The organism is Neobacillus cucumis (assembly GCF_023715505.1).
Map to the genome: position 1 here is coordinate 306,305 of NZ_JAMBOH010000002.1, position 18,758 is coordinate 325,062.

General features: G+C 38.5%; 14 protein-coding genes and 1 riboswitch. Of the genes, 2 read left to right on the forward strand and 12 right to left on the reverse strand.

The features are described from left to right. Window positions 1–12: 12 nt before the first annotated feature. From xylB to M3226_RS04090, 4 genes are all read right to left on the reverse strand, one after another. A complete protein-coding gene (xylB, locus tag M3226_RS04075; protein WP_251562843.1) occupies window positions 13–1,512 on the reverse strand; it encodes a xylulokinase in 1,500 nt (499 codons plus the stop codon). Window positions 1,513–1,600: 88 nt separating this feature from the next. After that, window positions 1,601–2,935, reverse strand: a complete 1,335-nt coding sequence (gene xylA / locus M3226_RS04080) for a xylose isomerase (RefSeq protein WP_251562845.1) — start codon at window positions 2,933–2,935, stop codon at window positions 1,601–1,603. A gap of 226 nt (window positions 2,936–3,161) precedes the next feature. After that, complete coding sequence (locus M3226_RS04085) at window positions 3,162–3,800, reverse strand: YesL family protein (RefSeq protein WP_251562847.1); 639 nt, start codon at window positions 3,798–3,800, stop codon at window positions 3,162–3,164. Between the two features lie 104 nt (window positions 3,801–3,904). Then, window positions 3,905–6,055, reverse strand: a complete 2,151-nt coding sequence (locus tag M3226_RS04090) for a glycoside hydrolase family 52 protein (protein ID WP_251562849.1) — start codon at window positions 6,053–6,055, stop codon at window positions 3,905–3,907. A 187-nt stretch (window positions 6,056–6,242) separates the two neighbouring features. Here M3226_RS04090 and M3226_RS04095 point away from each other — a divergent pair, with 187 nt between their 5' ends. Beyond that, the gene (locus M3226_RS04095; RefSeq protein ID WP_251562852.1) at window positions 6,243–7,403 is read left to right on the forward strand and encodes an ROK family protein; all 1,161 of its coding nucleotides are present in this window, start codon (window positions 6,243–6,245) and stop codon (window positions 7,401–7,403) included. 595 nt (window positions 7,404–7,998) lie between these two features. Here M3226_RS04095 and arfA read toward each other — a convergent pair. From arfA to M3226_RS04130, 7 genes are all read right to left on the reverse strand, one after another. Continuing rightward, window positions 7,999–9,507 carry an arabinosylfuranosidase ArfA gene (gene arfA / locus M3226_RS04100; RefSeq protein ID WP_251562854.1) on the reverse strand — a complete coding sequence of 503 codons (1,509 nt, stop codon included), beginning with the start codon at window positions 9,505–9,507 and terminating at the stop codon, window positions 7,999–8,001. 111 nt (window positions 9,508–9,618) lie between these two features. Next, window positions 9,619–10,959, reverse strand: coding sequence for an ABC transporter substrate-binding protein (locus M3226_RS04105; protein ID WP_251562856.1), 1,341 nt, complete (start codon window positions 10,957–10,959; stop codon window positions 9,619–9,621). A 164-nt stretch (window positions 10,960–11,123) separates the two neighbouring features. Beyond that, complete coding sequence (locus tag M3226_RS04110; RefSeq protein WP_251562858.1) at window positions 11,124–11,768, reverse strand: YesL family protein; 645 nt, start codon at window positions 11,766–11,768, stop codon at window positions 11,124–11,126. Window positions 11,769–11,802: 34 nt separating this feature from the next. Then, window positions 11,803–12,642 carry a carbohydrate ABC transporter permease gene (locus M3226_RS04115; protein ID WP_251562860.1) on the reverse strand — a complete coding sequence of 280 codons (840 nt, stop codon included), beginning with the start codon at window positions 12,640–12,642 and terminating at the stop codon, window positions 11,803–11,805. Beyond that, window positions 12,643–13,590 (reverse strand): carbohydrate ABC transporter permease, encoded by a 948-nt coding sequence (locus tag M3226_RS04120; protein WP_251562861.1) that lies wholly within the window; start codon window positions 13,588–13,590, stop codon window positions 12,643–12,645. A gap of 525 nt (window positions 13,591–14,115) precedes the next feature. After that, window positions 14,116–15,276, reverse strand: coding sequence for a GntR family transcriptional regulator (locus M3226_RS04125; RefSeq protein WP_251563228.1), 1,161 nt, complete (start codon window positions 15,274–15,276; stop codon window positions 14,116–14,118). 242 nt (window positions 15,277–15,518) lie between these two features. Next, complete coding sequence (locus M3226_RS04130) at window positions 15,519–16,850, reverse strand: AbfB domain-containing protein (protein WP_251562863.1); 1,332 nt, start codon at window positions 16,848–16,850, stop codon at window positions 15,519–15,521. Between the two features lie 250 nt (window positions 16,851–17,100). Here M3226_RS04130 and M3226_RS04135 point away from each other — a divergent pair, with 250 nt between their 5' ends. Continuing rightward, window positions 17,101–18,159 (forward strand): lactonase family protein, encoded by a 1,059-nt coding sequence (locus M3226_RS04135; protein ID WP_251562865.1) that lies wholly within the window; start codon window positions 17,101–17,103, stop codon window positions 18,157–18,159. A gap of 208 nt (window positions 18,160–18,367) precedes the next feature. On the opposite strand, the gene M3226_RS04140 is transcribed toward M3226_RS04135, so the two are convergent. Next, complete coding sequence (locus M3226_RS04140) at window positions 18,368–18,487, reverse strand: anti-repressor SinI family protein (RefSeq protein WP_251562867.1); 120 nt, start codon at window positions 18,485–18,487, stop codon at window positions 18,368–18,370. Window positions 18,488–18,515: 28 nt separating this feature from the next. Next, a riboswitch (cyclic di-GMP riboswitch) is annotated at window positions 18,516–18,600 on the reverse strand. Window positions 18,601–18,758: the final 158 nt, after the last annotated feature.

An 18,758-nucleotide genomic window follows, 5' to 3' on the forward strand; every position in this document is an offset into this window, starting at 1 on the left:
TCGATCCAATACTTATCTTCTAAAATCCTTTAATTGGTCATTAAGCTCCTTTGTTTGTGTATAAACCTGTTGGTAAATAGTAAATAGTTTACTATATGTTTCAACATTTTCTTTAATAGGATAATAGGTTTTTGAGGTTTGAATAAAGGCATCCGCACACTCTTTAAGAGAGGTAAACCAGCCGCAGCCATAGGCTGCTAACATTGCTGCGCCCATTCCAGGACCTTGTTCGCTTGTTAGCTTTTCAATTTTTGCATTGAAGATATCTGCCTGCATTTGCAGCCATGTTTCGTTTTTCGCTCCACCTCCAATAGAAATAATCGAGTCAATTGTTTTCCCGCTGTTTCTAAATATCTCGATTGACTCTTGTAAAGAGAACGTAATCCCTTCAAGGACAGCGCGGGCAAAATGCTTACGCTCATGGCCTGCATCGATGCCAATAAAGCTGCCGCGGATATTCGAATCCGCATGTGGTGTTCTTTCACCGACAATATATGGAGTAAATAATAACCCGTCACTGCCAGCAGGCACCCCGTCGACACCTTCTAAAAATTGATCAAAGGCTTCCTCTTTGGCAAACGTATCTTTAAACCAGCTCAAACTATAGCCTGCAGCAAGAGTAACACCCATCGTGTAATAAGTATTTTCCTCACCGTGGTTGAAATAATGAACTTTGCCTTCAAAGTTTAGGTCATTTCTTTCTTCATAAGAAAGAACAACGCCAGAAGTACCAATGCTGCATAATGTTTTGCCATCCGATAATATCCCTGAACCAATGGCACCACAAGCATTATCAGCCCCGCCTGCAAACACCTTGGTTGCTTCAGACAATCCCGTTGACTGCGCAAATTCAGCGGTAACTGTTCCAACACAAGCATGGGATACTACTAGCGGCGGACAAAGTTCAAGAGTAATTCCGAATAGATTCAGGATTTCTGAACTCCATTCCCGATTACTTACATTTAGCAGTAATGTTCCTGCTGCATCTGAATATTCCATATGGATGTTACCTGTAATCCGGTAACGCAAATAATCCTTCGGAAGCAAGAATACGCTTGCAGAATTGAAAATCTCAGGCTCATTCTCTTTTACCCAAAGGATTTTTGGCAAGGTGAACCCTTCTAATGCCGGATTCTTCGTAATTTCTAGCAAGTGGTCTTTACCGACGACATCATAAATTTCCTGGCATTGCTTCGTTGTTCTTGTATCGTTCCAAAGAATCGCATTTCGAAGTACATTATTTGCTTCGTCTAATAATACCAATCCATGCATCTGCCCTGAAAAGCTGATTCCCTCAATGTCTTTCACATCACCTTGGAACGCTTCGATCAACTCTGCTAGACCCTCTGTAGTCTTAGCCACCCATTCTTCCGGGTTTTGTTCACTATATCCTGATTTCTCGATAATTAATGGGTAGGATTTGGAAACTTCCTGGCATACCTCACCATTTTGGTTGACGAGTAAAATTTTAACCGCACTTGTCCCCAGGTCAACTCCGATAACGTATTTCATTCGATAGTTCTCCTTTTCTATAAAAATGTGCTGGACAAATAACTTCCAGCACATTTTCCATTTTATTTTGTTAGGTTCTTTGTTGTTTTTATCGAACTGCTACACCTGAAAGTGTTTCTAATAGATATTGGTTAAGTGTAGCTCTTAAAACTTCTGTTCTGCCTGATGTATTTTTAATTTCAGTTAACCCAAGTGCATACTCTTCTAATTCACGGAAATTCGTTCTGCCTTCAACTATTTCTAAACCAATACCTTTTGTATAGCTGCTATAACGGGTATCAATGAAGTTTTCAAATACACGGTCTTCAAGTAGCTTGTTCGCTACTTTATAGCCGATTGCAAATGCATCCATACCGGCAATATGAGCATGGAATAAATCTTCTGGATCAAAGGAGCCTCGGCGTACCTTTGCATCGAAGTTAGTTCCGCCTTTACCTAAGCCGCCATTTTGAAGAATTTCATAGCATGCTAATGTTGTAGAATACAAATCAGTTGGGAACTCATCTGTATCCCAGCCAAGTAATGGATCACCTTGGTTGGCGTCAATCGATCCAAGCATTCCATTAATACGGGCAACGCGAAGTTCATGTTCGAATGTGTGGCCAGCTAATGTCGCATGGTTTGCTTCAAGATTGAACTTGAAGTAATCAGTTAAGTCATATTTTTGTAAGAATGCAAGTCCAGTTGCTACATCAAAGTCATATTGGTGTTTTGTTGGCTCTTTTGGTTTTGGCTCAATTAAGAATGGAACATTTAGGCCGATTTCTTTAGCATAATCTACAGCCATATGGAAGAAACGTGCTAAGTTATCTTGCTCAAGCTTCATATCTGTATTTAGTAATGTCTCATAACCTTCACGGCCGCCCCAGAATACATAGTTTTCAGCACCTAGTTCCTTCGCTACTTCTAAGCCCTTCTTCACTTTTGCTGCAGAGTAAGCAAATACATCTGCATTAGGAGAAGTTGCCGCACCGTGTGTATAGCGAGGATTTGTAAACATATTAGCAGTGTTCCAAAGAAGCTTCGTCTTGCTTGTTTTCATGTATTCTTTAATCATGCTAACGATAATGTCTTGGTTTTTGTTTGATTCAGCTAATGTGCTTCCTTCTGGAGCAATATCAACATCATGGAAAGCAAAGAATGGAACATTTAATTTGTCAAAAAGTTCAAATGCTGCTTCCACGCGTGCTTTTGCTAAATCAAGTCCTGTTAAGTGATTCCAAGGACGAATGGCTGTACCTACACCAAATGGATCAGTTCCATCTGCTGTGAAAGTATGCCACCAGGTGACAGAGAAACGCAGTAACTCCTCCATTGTTTTTCCGTTGATTACTTCTTTGGGATTATAGTACTTAAATGCTAAAGGATTAGTTGAAGTTGCACCTTCAAATTGAATGTTTTTTACATTTTCGAAATAGGCCATGGTTGGATTCCTCCTAAGTTTTTTCGGTTTCAGACTAACTCATGTAACTGCTTTCATTCGATATTTAATCTATTAGTCTGTAACACCTTTCTTTAATTAGATTATAGCATCCTCTACTTCGTTTGTCTATCGGATAAACAAAGATTTATAGAAAATATTTTGAACAATTTTTGGCAAAGAAAAAAGCTGTACCATTTTTGCGGCAACAGCTTTTTCGGTAGTGAGTTTAATTTTGTACACTGAGCTTTTTTTGTTTGGCTTCAATCCGATTAAAACTTTGTTTGGCTCCAGTCATCACCATAAGAGAGAATAAACTTATACTAAAAAACGGAACAATCCCGGGAATATAACTATATAGAATACCTATCAGGATCGTTGCGGCAATCATCAAAATGGTAATATGCATGTTAATGATTCCAATATAAAAGGAATTCTTAATATACTGGATCAGGCTTAATTCGTAATGGACATAAACAGGAAATAGATAGAGCAAGGTAATGAAGAATAAAATTGAAACAATCAACAGCGGGATGGAAAGCACATATTGTATCGTTCCTCCAACTGTGATCAGATACTTGAAATCGAAATATAGGAACATCCCAATCAAAGCCATTAACCATCCAAGCTTGTTTGCTTTTAAAAACTCTTTTTTATAGGTATCCAAAAAGGTACGAAAGATCGGTATATCCGTTTCATACATCAACCACTTTCTTAAAATGGAAAACAATGCTGCAGATGCTGGTGAAATACCGAGAAAAATAAGACCACCCAATGAAAAGAGCAACCATAAAATATTTACATAGGCTAGTTTCATAACCCATTCACAACCTGTGTATGCCTTGCCAACTACACTATTAAATTGCATGTTCTTTCACCTCTTGATGAGTACTTACTTTATAAGAAAAGTATGGCATTAACTTCTATTAAAAATAGGACTGTCTAGTTAAAACCAAACAGTCTCTTATCCTATTATTCAGTCAATGTAGAAGCGACTAAGGCGGCAGATTTTTTACTTTCCTCAAGCCATAAAATACTTGTTACTCCACGCGGGTAATATTTACTTCCAGCAATTTCACCTGAAATAATTTGATCGCTCCAGCTCCAAACAGATAGAGTTGGATGGGTGAGCCAAGCGACATGGGCAGCATCTGCCTTTGCTCCTTTTTCATCCCACTCTAGCCCAAGAATTTCACGGGCAATAAACTGGCTTAAGTATACCTTACTTAACCACGAGTTATTGCTAGTAGACGAAATCTTCCAGCCTCCATCTTCAAACAAGCAAACACCTTCCGTTAATACGGTGGTTAAGTGCTTTTTCAACACTTGAATGTAGGTGCCAAAACGGCCATTAGGATCTAATGCTTCTTTATTGTTGGTATAGTAAGGGAAAATTAGTCCTTCAATCGCTGGAATAATTTTAGAATCGTTCCCTTCCTTAATAACCGCAGGGATATAACCGCCAGGCGTTATATGGCCTGCAATCGTGGATGCACATTTTCCCGCTAGCTCTCCAGCCTGTTTCGACAAGTTCGTTAGTCCATTCTCTCTAAAGATTTTCTCTAATGCCACATAGGATGCCCATGTCTTGCCGGCTAAATAAATATTGTTTCTTGCCTGACCTAGCGAAACATCTAAACTATCATAAGTCGTAATCTCTGCACCACCCATTACGCGTGTGGAGTCAAGACCCATAATGCCATCTCGTTTATCTGCTTCCGGATGATCACGATTTATCATGCTATTAAAGCAGCGGAAGAAAACATCCAAATTCCCGTTTAACCACTCGGTATCTCCTGTTTGTTCTACATATACAGATGCACATAACACCCAGTTAACCAGCTGCTCATAAGTCATATGAGAGAAACATCCATCTAATCCGTATAATTCATAAGAGGAATAATGCGGACGGGAAATAGTGTTAGCAACCCCCATATCATGCGTAAAGCTGATACCGCCAGGATATTCTGTCTCATCCCCTGGGAAACGAACTTTATCTTCATAGCTAAATCTGCTGACAAACATGTCCAGCTCGTTTTTCACTGTCCAAGGATTCATTTTCAATTCAAAGAAAATTTGGTCGACAGTCAGGTCGAAGGTATTCATCATTCGATATTCCCCTTCGTTTACCACCCAAAACGGCTCTCCGTCCACATCCAGCAATTGTGTGCTGCCATAGTAGCTACGAATGGAATGAATCATCATAAACTTTTGATCATCAGATAAATCCGCATCATTTACTAAACGATTGGATTCTTTTGCAACTGCTGTGAATTGATCAAAATTTTCTAGAGCAAAAGCCGCTACAGATTCGATATTTGGGAAATATCTCGTATATAAATAAGAAGCATCTAACCCTGCTGTTACATATCCCCCGCGATAGAAGCAGACGGCAAATTTATAGGTGCGTGTTTGTCCGGCAGGAACATCCATAACCAGTGCACCGACAGGCCCTAAACCGAAGGTCCAGTTTTCTTCAAATGGTGTTGTTAAAATATTTTCCACACTAAAGTGCAGAGCTGACTTCACTTCAGGGTCGTTTGTGGTAATCGCTGTTAAGCGGCCTTGGCCAATTCCGGCAATCCCATCACACGTATCATCCAAACGGCGCATCGAGCTGTATGGATCACTGCCTTGATAGCCAAAAAAGGCACGGCGGCTTTTTGTTCCTTGTGTGTTATCAATGGTAAGCTCTGCCCAAACAGCCGGGATTAAAGCATTTTTTAGTTCTTCTTCAGTAGCTTTAGCCGGATCGGGTACGGATTGGACTTGAGAATAGACGGTGAAGGTTAAGTCGCCTGCCTTCCAAGAATCCGTTCCTAACTGAAAGTTCCGTTCTATTTTTTCCTTCTCAAAAGGTAAAATGATGCGCGGCTTATCTGGGTTTGGATCCATATTTTCAATATCATAGCGCTTACTTTCGTCATCTTCTAGCTCAAAGAATGGAAGTGCTTCATAGATTCCTTCACGTTCTGCGGATTCAACACCCACATAGACATTTTTTTGTGGTGAACGGCCTAGCTCTAAATCGAGCCCCCCGCCATTTCCATGAAAACCAAGGGTAAAACTTGAGAAGGCACCGATTGGTGAATGATGTGCGTTGAAAAACATGTTTTTAGTCAACTAGTTCCCCTTCTTTCTCCAAATGATATTAGATTTGCGCAAATTGAGCGTTGTTCTTAGGCTAGTCAGATGTTATTTCTTACCGAATATAATAGCATTATAGCATCCTTTTCTTTGTTTGTATATTCAATAAACTAAGTTTATGTTAAGATATAGATACGATAACGAACGTAGGGAGATTTTTTTATTGACAACGATTACATGGAATCAGCAAGTAGTGAAACGAAATAACAAATCATTGGTACTGCAAATGATTATCGATAAAGAACCGATCTCACGTGCAGACATTGCTCAGGTAACTGGTCTAAATAAGGGTACTGTTTCATCAATGGTGAATGAACTATTAGAAGAAGAGCTCATTTATGAATCTGGCCCAGGTGAATCCAGCGGCGGCAGACGTCCCGTTCTTCTTCACTTTAATAAAGTAGCGGGATACGCAATTGGGATTGATATTGGGGTTAATTATATCCTGAGTGTTTTAACGGATCTAAAAGGAAATATTATTATTGAAAAAAACCAGCGTATCGATGATTCCAGTTTTTCAGCTGTTAAAGAGCTAGTAAAGACAGGTATCCATAGCCTGCTAGATGAAATGCCTCAAAGCAAATATGGTGTAGTTGGTTTGGGATTGGGTGTTGCAGGTATTGTGGATAAAGAAGGCATGGTGTTACTTGCCCCTAATTTAGGCTGGAAAAACGTCAGTTTAAAGGCAGAGATAGAGGATGTATTTAAACTTCCAGTTATCATTGAAAATGAAGCAAATGCCGGCGCATACGGAGAAAAGCAATTTGGTGCAGGTCAACATCACGAAAATATCATTTATATAAGTGCTGGAATCGGTATCGGGGTTGGCATAATCCTGAATGGTGAGTTGTATCAAGGGAATAACGGTTATTCTGGGGAATTTGGTCATATGATTATTGAGGTTAATGGAAGACCCTGCAGTTGTGGGAGCAAGGGCTGCTGGGAAATGTACGCCTCTGAACATACCCTTTTAAAAATAGCTAACGATAAGGATGCGACACTTGAATCATTAATTCAATTAGCAGAGACAAACGACGAAGATACACTGGTGCTTTTTGAGGAGATTGGCTGCTATCTTGGTTATGGCATTAATAACATTATAAATACATTTAATCCAAAGCAAGTTATCATCGGGAATCGCTTAGCGAAAGCAAAGAAGTGGCTTGAAGCACCTATTAGAAAAACCATTGAAAATCATGCCTTGTCCTTACATCAGAATGAAATGGAAATCCATTTCTCATCCTTATCTAGTTATTCAGCTGCATTAGGTGTTGCTGCCTTCGCGACCGAAAACTTTATTAAAGACGGGGAAAGACAGCTTTAGTTTTTATTAATGATTAGCCACCTTAATTTGAAATATTAATAGCATCTTTATGTTCTGCTTTCATTCCCCTCAAAAAAGACAGGGAGGCCGTTTTTTACGGCTCCCCTGTCTTTTTTAATGATACCAAACTGTAATCTTCTTTACTTCCCTCTGATTACAAAGTTACATCTAATTTATGCAGTACTCTAGGAACACGCTACGTTCCCCTTTTCATCTAAGACAAGGCCTAGTTCTGGTTCAGGAACCTGCCAGTTCGAGTCGCTTCGTAAACATAGCGAACCATTTGGACCAACCGTTCTATGTTTGGTAGATTTCAAGAAAATTTCCGGCCTTTTTAGCTACCTAAACCTTATCGTGAATCGTTGGCTCTGTATGTTTCCCTCCGGCGCTTCATAGTTTCTTTCCTCTTTACTTTTTCGATAGGTTACTTCTGCTGCCCAAACCTCTGGTGCTTCATTTGGATAAGTTACTCAAACTCGTTCACTTTTTGTTGCTTTGGAGGTGAATCCCCAATAATGGATTGAATGACAGCTGCAGGACAAATAAAATAAACCATACCTTTACCATATAAATAGTAAGGATATGGCCCCACTTCTTATTGCTGCTTAGCCAAACGAATGACATTCCAAGATAGTTTTGGCAATACAGCAGAAAGTACCCCATTCTCAAGTTCAGCATTTCCGTTTGAATGAGGAGCGACCGGAGTACCTTGAGCAGAGTTGGTTTGTTTAATGTCGTCATTCTCAAGCACGATATGTTCAACAACCTTATAGCCTTCAAAGTTCCGAACATCGCATTCAAGCTGTAAGCCCTCTTGTAAGTCACGATTTACAGCAAAAATCGTTAACTGATCATTTTCTTCATTGTAAACGGCAGTAGATTCTAATAATGGTACATCCGTAAAGTCTTTACTATCGTATTTAGGGCTAGAAATAATCGGATTCAACGCAACTCCTCTGCCATAAACAGAAGTATGCATATAAGGATAGAAAATCGTTTGTTTCCATGCCTTTCCATTGTCTTCCGTCATAATCGGAGCAATAACATTTACTAGCTGTGCAAGACAGGCAATTTTCACACGATCGGCATGCTTTAATAAGGTAATTAGCATACAACCTACTAATAGGGCATCTTCGAAGTTATACATATCTTCGAGCTGTGGAGGTGCAACAGTCCATGGTTCAATTAATTTATCTTGCTCTCTACTGTGGTACCAAACATTCCATTCATCGAATGAAAGATTAATATTCTTCTTACCACGCTTTTTGGCTTTAATATAGTCAGCAATTGATATAACTGATTTAATAAAATCATCCATTTCGAGAGATAGAGCTAAATAATTGGAAATTTCGTTATCTCTGTTACCGTAATACTGATGCAGGGAGATAAACTCAACATGATCGTATGTATGATCTAACACGGTTGCTTCCCAATCTGCAAACGTCGGCATGTTACGGTGTGAGCTGCCGCAGGCAACTAACTCGATCGTTGGGTCAACCCATTTCATTACTTTAGCCGCTTCTTGGGCAACTCTCCCATATTCTGCTGCCGTTTTGTGGCCGATTTGCCATGGACCGTCCATTTCGTTTCCGAGACACCAAGTCTTAATGTTATGGGGCTCCTTTGCACCATGGGAAATACGTAGATCACTATAATAGGAACCACCTGGATGGTTGCAATACTCTACTAGGTTTCTAGCTGCATCAATTCCTCGTGTACCTAAATTTACAGCCATATTTACCTCAGCATTAACAAGCTTTGCCCATTTCATGAACTCGTTTGTTCCAATTTGATTTGTTTCCGTCGTCCGCCACGCCAAATCTAAACGGCGTGGACGCTGATCTACTGGTCCCACACCATCTTCCCATTTATAACCGGAGACAAAGTTACCCCCTGGGTATCGAACAAGCGGTACTTGGAGTTCTTTTACCATTTCAATTACATCTTGACGAAAGCCCATTTCATCAGCTTGAGGATGGCCTGGCTCATAGATTCCTCCATAAACAGCACGACCTAAATGTTCAATGAAAGACCCATAGATACGGTTATCAATCTCTGAGACTTTAAAATCCTTTTCTAAAATCATTTTGGCTTTTTTATTCATTACTTTCTCCTTTCATGGTTAGAAAATAGTTTAAAGAGCTAGACTAAGAGAAAGGGTCAAACCCCTTTTGATTAAATGGGTTGAGACCCTTAATTAACCTTGACTCTACGTTTACTTCATATTTGTTTCAATTGTTTTCCGTGCTTGTTTTAAAGCCTCTTCAGGGGTTTGCTTTTTCTGTCTGAGGACATTTTCTAATGTATTTGTATTTAATTCAGTCAGCGCATTTGGTGTATTTTTATTAATATTGAGACCAGGAATTTCATCCTTAATGCTCAATAATGTATCAAAGATATCGGTTCCAAAGTATTGATAAAACTTGTTATCTTCTTTAATCGCAGGATCTTGCCAAACATCCCAGCGTGGAGGATCAAAGCCTAGAACGGACCATAACTTAATATTCGCTTCTTTGGAAAGCTTGGCAAATGCCAAGAACTCTTTAGCAAGCTCAGGATGTTTCGTTTGGTTTGTGACTACAGTACCTGTACCACCAATACCAACGGAACGTCCTCCGCCTGGTTCCCAAGCAGGCAATGGTCGGATGACCATTTTACCTTTTAGATCAGGCATGTAATCGGTGAAGCGGCCCATATACCATAATGGCATAGAAATAGAAGCTGCTTTTCCTTTATTCATATAAGCGTAAAACTCTTCAGCATGAGGTTCCCCGCCTGGAGTAAGTTCCGCAATTTTATACTTATAAAGCATGTCATTTAATAATGAAAGAGTTTTTACATTTTTCTCATCATCAATTGTCAATTTTCCATCTTTATCAAAAAGATCGGAGCCTTGCTGGCTAATCATTTGCTGGAATTGAGTGGCGTCTCCAGTATGTACTGTTGTCATAACAGCATCCGTGTTGGCAACCACTTTTTTACCTGCCTCAATATAATCATCCCATGTTTTAATGGAGTCGATATCGACGCCGGCTTTATCCATAATTTCTTTATTGTAATACATGACAGTTGCCCCAACGTGTGTTGGCATACCGTAGTATTTTCCATCTTTCGCATATAGGTTCAAACGTGATTCAATAAATTTGTCCTTAATTGGCTCGACATATTCGTTCATAGGTAATAGTTGTGGTTTCCCTTGCAAGAAGTTAGGGAACCGGCCAACCTCGATATCAGCAATATCAGGGGCACCCTTACCAGATTGTAATGCCAGTAATAAATTGTTGTGCATTTGATCATAAGGGAATGTTTCAGCTACTAACTTAATCTTCTTATCTGGGTGTAGTTTATTCCAACGAGGTACTGCATCTTTAAAAAAGTCCATGTGTAACTCCACAAAGGTCCAATATTTTAATTCGGTAGCATCCTTTTCATCTGCACCAATTACTTCCTTCTCAGTTGCTTTATCCCCGGAAGCTTTTTCACCACCATTACTACAGGCAATTAATAGGACGGCCAGTAATCCAAAAAGTAAAGCTAGTAAACTTTTCTTTTTCACGCTTTCTCCCCCTAATATTAATCTTTAATTTTGTGTGCGTACGATCAACTATGGAAAATAATTCACCTCCCTAAAGTCAGGTCGTCTTCAACCCATAAAAGCAATAGCCAGTTGATTTTTTAACAAAGTCACTTAGGAAAAGTCCTTACGATGATAATAGGTATTTACATAGAAATCTCTGATGTTAGCTGATCCTTTCCTTCATCCATCTTGTTAAAAATTTTTAAAGTGAACCACATACATCCCAATCCAATGGAACTGATTGTGAAAAATGGTATGACACCCGGGTAGCTAAATGAAAGATATAGGATAGCAAATACTAAAGCACTGCACACAATTGTGTAATGGATTTTCGTTAAACCAATGATGATGGCATTCCTAAAGTGCTGTCTCCATGTTGCTTTATAGTGCACAAGTAACGGAAATGTCCAAATGACAAGAATGGTATAGAAAAAGACAAGAAAGTAGAACGCAAACGGTATAACAAATGTCATTTCTCCGGTAAAATTCAAGATAACTCGATAATTTAAATAAAGAACGATGCCAAGAATGGTTAAAATCCAGCCCATCAAATTCGCAGCTGCAAATTCCCGGCGGAATATTTGCTTAAAAGTTGCCCAAATTTTAATCTCCTGTTCACCCATAACCCACTTTCGGGCTATTGCAAATACGGCAGCCGAAGCTGGAAAGACACCAGCCACAAACAATCCAAGCGTGGAAAATAAGATCCATAGTATATTCAACACAACAAGGCGGACAATCCATTGAAGTAAAGAATCTAGTTTGTTCACAAGTTGATTTCCGTTCATATCTTTAGTCACCTCTTTAAAAAGCTGCTTTCTCTTATCCTTTTACTCCACCCACTGTTAGTCCTGCAACAAAGTAACGTTGGAAGAAGATAAATAGGATGATAATAGGTACGATGGTCATAACAGATCCAGCAATTAAGATATCGTAATTATTTCCATACGGTGTTAAAAGAGTCGCTAAACCGATAGGAAGGTTAAACATATCATTAGACCTTAATACCACTAAGGGCCATAAGAAGTTATTCCAGCTGCCTAACCCTTGCAGAATCGCCATAGCAGCCATCGATGGTGCCATGAGCGGCAGCATGATTTTGAAGTAGATACCATATTCGGTAGCACCATCAATTCTAGCAGCATCCATTAATTCTTTCGGAAGGCCAATAGCATATTGTCTAAAAAAGAATACAGCTACTGGTGCAACCACTGCTGGCAGGATAACAGCAGTGTATGTATTAATGATGTTCATGCTGATCATTAACTGAAACAACGGCAGCATGAGAATCTCAAAAGGAATCATTAGAATGAACAGAACAAATCCAAATAGAAAGTTCTTCCCTTTAAAGTCATAGGCCGCTAGTGCGTATCCGACCATCGAAGAAAAGAATAATGATAAAACCACAGTTATAGCAGTAATCACTAAACTATTTCCGTACCAAGTCCAGTAATTGCCCCCCTGTGTAAAAATATAGGTGTAGTTATCAAGACTTAAGGAACTAGGATCAAAGGATAAACTAATTCCATTACGCATGATTTCCGATGAAGGTCTAAAGGACGAAAGTAATAAATTTAATATCGGGAATAGAGCAATAAAAGAAATTATGAGAAAGCCTATGTTAGTTATCCATACTAATAATGAATGTTTTTTAGTTTTCATTTATTGATCCTCCTTCTTAAAAGCTCCCGTTAGAATTAATTGGATAAAACTAACGATAAAGATAATTAGCATGAGGACTACTCCGATAGCTGCACCAAACCCCATATCGTTTTGTTGTATTCCTTGTTGATAGAGATAACCAACCACTGTTAGTCCAATATTTCCGGGTGAGCCTGCTTCCCAGAACACAAAACTTTCTTCAAACATTCTAAATCCGGCTATTACCGAAATCGTGACAACAAAGATAGTAACAGGCTTTAGGAATGGCAGTGTAATATAGCGGAATTTTTTTAAAGTAGTTGCTCCATCCATATCTGCAGCCTCAAATAATTCCTTAGGAACATTTTGAAGGGCGGCTAAGAAATAAATAATATTGACCCCCATCCATTTCCAGGAGCAAAGTAAAACCATTAAAAACATACCCGACCAGGCATTATATCTCCAATCAACAGAATCCAAGCCGATCCAATGAAGAAATTGGTTCGCAACAGCCGTATCTGTTTCACCGAACATCAAACGGAAGACCATACCCGAAACAATCGTGGATGCCAATGCTGGCACAAAAAGTGACGCCCGAAAAAACGTTTTAAATTTAGCAAGTTTAGAATCTAATAACACCGCAAAGATAATCGGCAATACGGTTAAAATCACGACTGTTAAAATAACATAAATCGTTGTATTTGAAAGCGCTTTATAAAAAGTCGGATTAAAAACTCTTGAATAGTTTTTTAGCCCTATAAACGTAATTTCACCAGGCAATATACTTTGGAAACTCATGATGATTGCTTTAATAGACGGATATAAAGAAAAAATTAATAATGAAAGAATGAACGGAGAGACAAAAATATAAGGGACAACTTTTTTCGAATTTAACAAATTCAGTAATCTATTCGGTCTTTTGATCGGCGCTGCGAGTTCCTGAGTTGTATTTCTAGGCGTAGATATCATTAATAAACCCCCTTAGAAAGTACTGGAATAACTCGAAAATCCAATTAATCGAAATTCCTTACAGAAGTATTAAATTTTAACTCGTAAGTTCGGTGATGTAGGTGAGATTTGTTTGAGTAGTGAATGACTAATCCTTCATTTAGACAATGCCCCGAATCGGGATTGTCCTTTTTTCGGTTTATCTTCAAATTGTTGTAGGTCTACAAGGGTGTTTAAATCCTGGGTGGTAACATACTTGTGGAAGAGGATTCCTGATGTAGTTCTTTTCTTAATTAATTAAACGACACCTCCTTAACCTTGGTACAAAAATAATTGTACAGGCACCATTAATGTTAACGTTTACAAATAAAACATTAAGTAATCAATTTTTCTTTTCATATGTACGAACGTCATCTTATTAATCTAATAATTTTTGTCCACTCGTCCGTATATGTTTTTCTGAACTTATTATATTAAACTCTTTCTCATGTTTCAATAGAAAATTTAGATTTTTTTAAATAATCAATAAATTTAAGGTATTAAGACCTAAGTACTTAATACCGGATTATCGGGTTCCTGTTTAGTTTGAATTAATGACTTTGTTGAATTACGTACAATTAATTTAGGTTCAAAGATAATAGATTGTCTGTTTTCTTTACCTGCTGATTTTTTTTGTTGTCCATGTTTTTCTTTAAGCAAATCAACAATTATTTCAGCTGCCGTTTCCCCCATCTTACTTTGCGGATGATCAATAGTGGATAATTTCACCTCTGTAAGCTTCCCCATAAAAGAATTGTCAAATCCCACAAGAGAAAGATCTTCAGGGACACGGATATTTTTCTCGCGAAGTACATCTAATAGGCTAATGGCTAACTCGTCATTATAGCATACAACTGCAGACGGTCTGACTTCGCGATCCAAGGAAAGGAATTTGGCGAGAGCTTCTAACGGTTTTGTTGCCTTTTCACTCGTATTATAGGTCACAATACCATTGGGATTAATAGGAATACCGTAATTGCGATGTGCTTTAATGAAGCCCTTCATCCTTTTCGCACCTTGAAGGTCATCCGTCTTAAAGAAGCCCACAATATTCGTATGTCCCAATTGGATTAGGTGTTCAGCCTGAATATAACCACCCTTTTCATCATTCATCGTAATGCTTAGTGGTTCCAGTTCTTCATAATAAGCATTAATCATTATGTAAGGTATGTTTTGCCGCTCTATATTCAGATAATAGTTGATATTTGGGTTGGATGTGGCACTTTTAGTTGGTTCTACAATCACTCCGTCGAAGGGCTCTGATAGAATCCTCTCTAAGATTCTTTTCTCATTTTCATGGTCATTATTTGTGCTAAATAAACTTACATTGTACCCATGCCTGCTTAAATAGGATTCTGCTCCTCTAATGATGGAAGGGAATATATAATCTGAAATAAATGTGGTAATAATGGCGATATTCTTTTGTTTGCCCCCACTTGTTAAGCGATGATCCATTTTTCGGTCCGCACAAAAGGTCCCAGCCCCTTGTTCGCGATAGAGCCAGCCTTCGTTGACAAGTTCACCAATCGCAGCACGAACAGTATGACGGCTTACCCCGAATTGTTTCATCAATTCACTTTCGGAGGATATTTTTTGAAGGGGCTGAAAGGTTCCGTCTAGTATACTTGATTTTATTTCTTGTTTAACAATGTCATATTTCTTTTTCATCATTACACCTCTTATTGCTAATTTAGTAAAATAAATATCAATGGACTAGATTCTAGTAACATAGAAATCGCTTACATCTTTTAAATTAGTTTGACGTCAACTTATACGTATATGTGGCTTGTTATTTTTATAATATTACAAATTGTATGTATACTCAATTAATTAAAATAAATTATTTTTTTATTGGGATATGAACTTTCATAAAAAAACAGCCTCCCATTCCCATTAGGAATGGAGGCTGTCTACCAGCAAACATTGAAAGTGGCGAATTGTTTGTCACTCTCATTGTTAATGTCACTTACCCGCAAATAGATACCGTCTAATTTAATAAATTTATCCGAGTACTGAAATGATTGGAATGATGTCCATTCGGAATCACTTAAACCCGAAACTGGCAAAAACGTTGCCTCGTTCTTAAAATCATCTGAACCATCATTCCTCTCGAGACGGAGGGCATAACTTACATTCCTCAAATAATGGCCTCGATTTTGCAGAGATTCAAAGGATACACCATCCGGATCAGCTAAACCAGGTACAATCAGCCACTGAGAGGATTTATAGGAATCGAAAGGATAATGAGCAATTTGAGCAAATGTTTGCTCATGTCTGACATAACAGTCAGGAGAACTGTATGATTTTATACGATTCCAAAGCGGTTTGCTGCCCCAATAATCCAGTAGTCGTTCTAATTCACTTTTGGTCACTCGTACAACAGATCCGTGTTTTGCATTTAACGGTGGATTATAGTCCCGTCTATCTAATGGAGTCCAGTTTCCTCGCGATAAATCATCTGTTTCCCAGACAAACATTCTTCCGTTTACCGGATAATAACAATCGCCATAAAGAAACCATTTATTGGCACCATATTTTTTAATCACAATCGATGCTTCGATCATAGGCTCACCGATCGGTTGAGTGTATTCATTTAAATCAAAGCTCCGAGGTTCCAAAGAAGACGAATACGCCCCTTTCATCCGCTTACCTGACAAAGGTGCTTCTGCCGGCGTACGTTCGTCCTTAAAATACATATAGTATTTACCGTCATGCTCCTCAATTGCGGCATCAATAACGTTATACCCTGGATCAAAGTAAAGGATTGGCTCGCTAATCGTTACGAAGTCCTCGGTATAATTGACGTAAATTCGGTTTCTATCTGTGTTGCCGGACCAGAAGATCCCATACTTCCCCAATTCCTTATCAAAAAAGACTTCTGGAGCCCATGCGTGCATCCCATCTGTATTTAACCTAAGAAGACGGCTATTTTCAAATGTCGTAAGATCGGCAGAATCGTAGCACATAATATACTCACTATTCCACATATTCGTCGCTAATACGATGAAAGAACCATCTTGTTTTTTATAAATAAACGGATCCCGGAGCCCTTTTTCTCCTATAGTTGGAACAAGAACAGGATGATTATTATTAAGGGGGATCCAATTTAAGCCATCATAGCTGTATGCTAAATGTAACGCAAATTCATTTCCCTCGTTAAGGGGTGTCTCAGTAAAATATCCCATTACATAGGCCGCTTCCTCATTTTCTTGATACTTTTTACGATCCAGATTGGCACTCAAGATATCGCATCCTTTTATCATTTATTGATACATTAAATTCATTTTCTTTATTAATTCTTTTAATAACAATAGATTCCTTTTTATATCTAACGAGTATTTTGAGAAAATTCGCGATATTTCCCCAGGTTTATGTGCAAAGGTCTGGCAAATAAAATGACATAGATGTACCATGGATAACAAGCAAACTTTGAGTAAATATCAAATAGTTTGATACAATAACTGGTAGAAAATGATTGAGGAGAGTAATTGAATGACAAACAAAAAGGGATTTAAGGGTTATATCGGAACCTATACAAAGGGAGAAAGTAAAGGAATCTATAGCTTTACACTCAATACCGATGAAGCAAGAATTGAAGATATTAAGGTGGCTGCCGAGTTAGGGAACCCTACCTATTTAGCCATCAGCAAGGACAATCGTTACCTTTACTCAGTAGTTAAAGAAGGAGATACTGGCGGTATTGCCGCTTACTCCATTGGTGAGGCAGGAGACCTGACCGCTATTAACAGCCAAGTGTCGGCAGGAGCGCCGCCGTGCTATGTGAGTGTTGACAGCGAGAACCGTATGGTGTTTGGTGCCAACTATCACCAAGGGCTTGTTCAATCCCATCTTATTAACCAAGAGGATGGCTCTGTGCTACCATATGCTTCTATCCGAGAGCATGAAGGATCAGGTCCTGACCCAAGACAGGAAAAGCCTCATACCCATTATTCTGAACTAACACCTGATGAAAAGTATCTTGCCGTGTGTGAATTAGGAATTGATGCTGTTATTACCTATGCTGTGGAGGAAGATGGCACTCTTACCCAGGTGAATTTATTACCTGTAAAAGCAGGAAGCGGCCCAAGACATCTTGTTTTCCATCCAAATAGAGATATGGCTTATGTAATGACAGAGTTCAGTTCTGAAGTAATCGTTTTAAACTATAATCCAGAAAATGGCCATTTTACTGAGGTTCAATATATTTCTACATTACCTGAGGATTTTAAAGAAAATAATCAGGGCAGTGCGATCCATATTTCTGCAAATGGCCGTTATGTGTATGCGGGTAATCGCGGACATAACAGTATTGCTGTTTTCAGTGTCGATCCAGGTTCAGGTGAGCTTACGTTTGTGGAGCATACTTCTACTGAGGGCAATTGGCCACGGGATTTTGAAATTGATCCAAGCGGGAAGTTTGTGGTTGCAGTGAATCAGGAGTCAGGCAATGCCGTGTTGTATTCAAGGGATGAGGTTTCGGGGAGATTGACGTTGATTACTTCGGATATTACGGTGCCTTATGGGGTTTGTGTGAAGTTTTTGAATTATTAACTTATACTAAAAAACAGCTTAACTAATTGTTTATCAATTGGTTAAGCTGTTTTTATTTCTATGCTGACCATATAATTTTCTCCTCAAAATACTATGTATGAGGTGCATTTTACCTTGAGTGAATATTGAGAAAAATTAGTAAACAATACTTCCCAGTTGTTAATAGATTTAACTTATAACCTGCTTGCATGCTTTTCAAAAGGACAGATTAATTAGGCTTGGATAAGAAATCTCTAATTTCGTCAATGGACAGTCCTAAATTTTTAGCCTCATTAATAAGTTTTAACCATTCTTGATCAAGTTCTGTTTCAGCAGTTAATGCAGACACGATAGATCCTCCTAAAAATATTACTATTTTAGGTAACTCAGCCATCTTAGTTACTAAACCTTAGACCTGTAGCTTTGCGTCCCAATCTTTCGAATGGTTTGCCCTTGTCTTTTATAGTATTAAAGTATTAAATAACTATTTTAATAGTACTATAGTCTTCGTGGGAAATAAATGGGAATATTCCCAAAAATTTCGACACAATTTCGACAATAGTTCGATATACTAAATAATGTTATTCCTTGTTAAGAAGTTTTAAAACACATTTTTCACA